Here is a 5,294-nt window from a genome sequence, read left to right as displayed (position 1 = left end):
TGCTCGACCCTGTCGTGGAATTCGCGCCAGGTGAGACGCTCCGTGCCGACGACGACGGCGGTCTCGAACGGACGGAATCGGGCGTGGTGGGCGATCAGCGTCGCGAGTTGCAGCATGGTCCTCTCCCTTTACGGTTGCCGGCCGCCTGGGCATTTCCGCTTCTGCCGGCGGTACCCGGACGACCCTCGTTTCTGTCTCGCATTTTATTCGCCTCACGGGCAACCCGCCCGCCGGCGACAGCGAGTACAATCGCGCACTTTTCATCGACCGACCGCCTGCGGAGCCGCCCATGACCGCCACCCTGCGCCAACGCAAAGTCCAGTGCCTGAGCCCCGCCGGCCTGCACGACGTGGCCTATGTCGAATGGGGCGACCCGCGCAATCCGAAGGTGGTCGTCTGCGTTCACGGGCTCACCCGCTCTGGTCGCGATTTCGACTTCCTGGCCGCGGCGCTGGCCGCCGACTACCGCGTGGTGTGCCCGGATGTGGTCGGCCGCGGTCGCAGCGACTGGCTCGCCAACAAGTCCCTCTACGGCGTGCCACAGTACGCCGCCGACATGGTGACGCTGCTGGCACGGCTGGACGTCGACGGCGTGGACTGGGTCGGCACGTCGATGGGCGGCCTGATCGGCATGGCGCTGGCCGCCCAGGCACGCACGCCGATCCGCCGTCTGCTGCTGGTGGACGTCGGCCCGGTGGTGACCGCGGAGTCCATCGCCCGCATCAGTGAATACGTCGGCAAGGGCCCGCGCTTCGACTCGGTGGACCAGGCGGAAGCCTACGTCCGCCTCGTCGCCGCCCCTTTCGGTCCGCTCACCGACGCCCAGTGGCGGCACCTCGCCGAGCATTCGGTCAGGCCGGCCACCGACGGCAAGTTCGACCTCCATTACGATCCCGGCATCGCCGAGCCCTTCCGCGCGACCATGGGCGAAGGCAAGGACTACGAACTGTGGCCGATCTATGACGCAATCCGCTGCCCCACGCGCGTCCTGCGCGGCGAGACTTCGGATGTCCTGAGTCGCGAGACGGCGCGGGAGATGGCAGCGCGCGGACCACGTCCGCAGGTGATCGAAATCGCAGGCGTGGGACACGCGCCGATGCTGATGGACGATGCCCAGGTTGCACACGTTCGGACCTTCCTCCAGGAAGCTTGAAACCGGGCTCATTTATGACGTTTCCGCTCGGGTATTTTCATTCATTCCATTTCTCAGGAAAATCTTCCAATCAACTGACTATTCAGAGCTTCTCAGAAGTGCCTGAAAAGCGGTACACCCCCCGCCCGGACAGCGCACTTGACGCTCCTCAAACAACCTTCAATGTGTGGTAGACGCGCACCGGTTTTGGAGTAATCTTACGAATTGTGCGGTGCACGAACCGACCCCCCAACAGAGGCCGGTGCGAGCCGTTTTGAGGTGAACGGAAGCCTCGAAGCGGCGCCGCAAAAGGGACGGGACACGAGGTTCTGAGAACACCATTCTCGTAAAACAACCACTGCGATCGCGGTCCGCGCGCGGGTGCGATCGCTCTTCGACCTGCGGAGGTAACCATAAGATGTTTGCACTTCTCAAAGAGACGCCCGATTTTGCGGTGAGCTGGCTGCGCTACCTGCTGGCGCTGCTGCGCGCGACCAATCGTGAGGTCAGCGAGTTCAACGACAATCTGTTCGTGGCCGCGCACATCGCCCTGCAGGCGGCCAAGGACAACCCGCTCAGCCTCATGGAAACCTTCGAGGTCGCCGGTCACAACGTGTCGATGGTCCGCAAGGGGCTGATGGGCGCGCAGGAGAAGCTCGCAGGGTTCGCCTTCGACCAGCTCGAGGAAGGTACCCGTGCGCTCATCAACACGGTCGCCCGCGCCGAGGGCGAGAAGCTCTCCGGCTTCATGCGCCGTGAAGCAGAGGTCATGGAGGCGGTGGCGAACTTCACCGAGCAGATCGAGAAGATCAAGGACGAGTTCGGATTTCACTTCAACGCCGACACGTACAAGCTTGTTCACGAAACTGATTCCTTCCTGCTCTATCAAGTACTTCCGCTCAAGAAGGACGTCAAGGTCCGCACCGACGTCAAGCCGATGATGCTGATCCCGCCGTACATGCTCGGCGTGCACATCCTGTCGTTCCTTCCCCACGAGAACAAGAGCTACGCGCACTCGTTCGCGAACGAGGGCGTGCCCACCTACGTGCGAGTGGTCAAGGACATCCTCACCCACGAGAAGGTGCAGGCCATGACGCCGGAGGGAGACTGCGACCAGACGTACCAGCTCTGCGCGAAGATCAAGGAATTGAACGGCGGCAAGAACGTCACCCTGAACGGCACCTGCCAGGGCGGCTACATCTCGCTCATGAACATCCTGTCGGGCAAGCTCCAGGGGGTTTGCGACGCGCTCATCACCAACGTGACGCCGGTCGATGGGACCTACAGCGACGCCATCTCCGGCATGCCGAACCTGCACCACGACTTCATCACGACCACGCTTCCCAACGGCAAGCGCGTCGCCAACGGTTATCTGCTGAGTCTCGGCATGCGCCTGGTGGCGATCGACCGCGAAACCCCGCTGGTCAAGGTCCTGGATCAGGCATCTTTGCATCGGGCCACATCGCTCAATCCGGGAAAGACGCCGGCCGCTCTCTTTCGCTGGCTGCTGCGGGAACGTGTGCACCTGCCCCTCGAGATCGCGAAGATGAGTTCGTGCACGTTCCAGCAGCCCATCGCCGAGGACGGTACCCTGCCCGTGGAGCTCTATGGGAAGCCGCTCAACGTCAAGGACCTGATCGAACTCAAAGTGCCCTGGTACCAGAACTATGCGATCAAGGACGACCTGGTCACCCCGGCATGCGCGACTGCGGCGAACAAGTTCCTGGACGGATCGGGTGTCGTCGAGTCGGTGGCCTTCTACGGCGGGCACGTCGCCATCCTGACGAGCCCTTATGCCAAGAAGGCACCGGTGAACGGCGAGTTCGTCGACGCCACGGGCAAGCCGGCGCGTGGTCCGGTCAAGTTCCAGATCGACATCTCGCAGACCGAGCTCGCAACGGTCTGATCCCGCGCATCGAGCGACGGGAGGGGGTCCCCGCCCTCTCCCGTCTCCAGTCGCAGCCGGGCGCCTCGCCCGGCTCAGGCGGGTTCCATCGCCGTGGCATTGTCCACGGCGATCTCGTCCAGCCACACTTCCGCATCCACCTCGTTGCGCGCGTTGGTCGCTGCCGCAACCTCCAGCGTGACCGTCACGGTGCGCCCGGCAAACTGCGCGAGGTCGACGCCCGTGCGCCGCGTCCATTCGCTTTCGGAGTAGTCCATGCCGACCGCGGACACCTCGTCCACCGCCACGCCGTCGACCAGGATGCGGAAGCTCGTACGCGCATAGGGATTGGCAGCCGCGGAGAGCGCGATCCGTCGCACATAGGTGAGCTCCGGCGCCGCACCGAACGTCATCTGCTTCGACGCCGATCGAACCTGCCTGCCGAGAGCGGCGGCGTCGCCGGAAGTCACCCGCGCATGCAGCATCGGACCGCCACGGAAGGCCCGCGCCTCGTCGTGCAGCAGTTCCCAGCCTTCGCCTTCCCAGCCGGATCCGGCAAGGCTCCTCGCACTGCCTGACGCGGCGGGCGTGCCTGTGCCGGAAGTGTCGAGCACTCCGGCCGCTTCGAGCGCGGTCGCGATGATACGCGGCACGTCGATGCCGAAGGGTGCGCCGCTGCTGGAGCGCGTTGCGCTGCGGCTGCCGCTCTTGAGCAGACCGGCCGCCTCCAGCGAAGTGGCGATGATGTTGTGCACATCGAGCCCGAGCGGCGACGTGCCTTTCCCGCCCTGACCCGACGATCCCTTCTGCCGTCCCCGCAGCAGTCCCGCCATTTCGAGCGACTTCGCGACCATCCCATCGACGTCGATGCGGTGCCCACCGGCTGCGGCCTCACCTGCGCCCACGGTCTTCGGCTCCTCCTGCTCCCCCGCGCCGGTGTGGGCAGGATCATCGGCTTGCCGCGTCGTCCCGGCTTCCTGCGGCGCATCCTCGGCCACGGCAGTGTCCAGCCGCTCGCCCACCAGTCCCCAGAAGCTCGCGATCCGATAACTCGACGAGATGCCCGCCGCGTTGAAGAAGGGTGCCGCGGTGCCGCACTGATGTGCAGCGCTGCCCGGATCGACCGCCGCGCCGTGCGCCATTCCCGCAATCGTGTACGACTCGATCAGATCCTGCCCCTGCGCATCCTGCCACACGCGTCTGCGATGGCCGTCGACCGGCATGTCGATGGTGTGGGCGACGGGAAGGCCGTGCACGTTCGCCCACTGCTTGACGGTCTCCTCCGCATTCGCCGGATTGACGGACTTGTCCGAGTCGCCATGCCATATGGACACCTTCGGCCACGGCCCGCGGTGCGAGGAAGCGCCGCGCACGATGTCACCCCAAGCCTCCGGCGTGCGCGCAGGGCCCTGGAAGATGGCCTCGAACGCATCCCCGACACCGCTCGCTGCGCCGTAAGGCACGCCGGCGAGGACGGCGCCGCCGGCGAACACGTCCGGGTAGGTAGCAAGCATGACGGCCGTCATCGCACCGCCCGAGGAAAGCCCCGTGACGTGCACGCGGGTGCGGTCGAGATCGTGATCGGCGAGCATGCGGTCGATCATCTGTTTTATCGACAAGGCTTCGCCGCGGTCGCGCCCGGTGTGCTCCGGACGAAACCAGTTGAAGCAGCGCAGCGGATTGTTCTTCCAGCCCTGTTGCGGCAGCAGCAAGGCGAAACCGTAGCGGTCGGCAAGCGCCGACCAGCCGCTGCCCTTGTCATACGAGGCAGCACTCTGGGTGCAGCCGTGCAGGACCACCACCAGCGGCGCTGACGCCGGCAACCGCGCGGGAACGTATTTGTACATGGCAAGATCGCCAGGGTTCGACCCGAAGTCGCGGACCAGCGTGAGGCGGCTTTGCTCACCATCGACTTCGTCCGACCACGCCTTGACCGCATCCAGCGTCGAGAGCAGACGCTCCCAGCGCCGCTGAAAGCGCGGCTGCTGGCCGAGCTTCGTCATGCTGGCCAGGGCGGCCAGCTTGGGACCCACTTTCTTCAACACGAGAGACCTCCTGCCGTGCGGAACGGCGGTAAGCATGCCGATGTCCGCGAGCTTGCGGGCCGGCAGGAAAACGGTGTGGAAAAGCCCGGGATCGGCACGTCCGCCGCGCTCGGGATCGAGCCAGGACGGCGGGGCTGCACCCTCCGCCAGCTCGAACCCCTGCGTGATCAGTGCGTACTCGCCGTCAACCTGGGTAGCGAACTGGACACCGGCAATCGGGTACCCCCGATTC

3 protein-coding genes are annotated in these 5,294 nt (G+C 65.5%); 2 read left to right on the top strand and 1 reads right to left on the bottom strand.

Annotated elements, in window-relative coordinates; translation table 11 throughout:
* Positions 1-289 precede the first annotated feature (289 nt).
* Positions 290-1,153: an alpha/beta hydrolase gene (locus JNK68_02045; protein ID MBL8539131.1), complete on the top strand. Its 864-nt coding sequence runs from the start codon at positions 290-292 to the stop codon at positions 1,151-1,153.
* A gap of 397 nt (positions 1,154-1,550) precedes the next feature.
* Positions 1,551-3,038: a hypothetical protein gene (locus tag JNK68_02040; GenBank protein MBL8539130.1), complete on the top strand. Its 1,488-nt coding sequence runs from the start codon at positions 1,551-1,553 to the stop codon at positions 3,036-3,038.
* Between the two features lie 74 nt (positions 3,039-3,112).
* Here JNK68_02040 and JNK68_02035 read toward each other — a convergent pair whose 3' ends face one another.
* The gene (locus JNK68_02035) at positions 3,113-5,020 is read right to left on the bottom strand and encodes a PHB depolymerase family esterase (GenBank protein MBL8539129.1); all 1,908 of its coding nucleotides are present in this window, start codon (positions 5,018-5,020) and stop codon (positions 3,113-3,115) included.
* Positions 5,021-5,294 lie beyond the last annotated feature (274 nt).

Source organism: Betaproteobacteria bacterium, assembly GCA_016791345.1.
Taxonomy (GTDB): Bacteria; Pseudomonadota; Gammaproteobacteria; order Burkholderiales; family JAEUMW01; genus JAEUMW01.
Note: the sequence above shows the minus strand (reverse complement) of the source record. Positions and strands in the feature narration are given on the sequence as shown.

Excerpts from the sequence above, each read along its gene's own strand:
- JNK68_02045 (MBL8539131.1), top strand. The coding sequence starts at position 290 with ATGACCGCCACCCTGCGCCAACGCAAAGTCCAGTGCCTGAGCCCCGCC.
- JNK68_02040 (MBL8539130.1), top strand. The coding sequence starts at position 1,551 with ATGTTTGCACTTCTCAAAGAGACGCCCGATTTTGCGGTGAGCTGGCTG.
- JNK68_02035 (MBL8539129.1), bottom strand. The coding sequence starts at position 5,020 with ATGACGAAGCTCGGCCAGCAGCCGCGCTTTCAGCGGCGCTGGGAGCGT.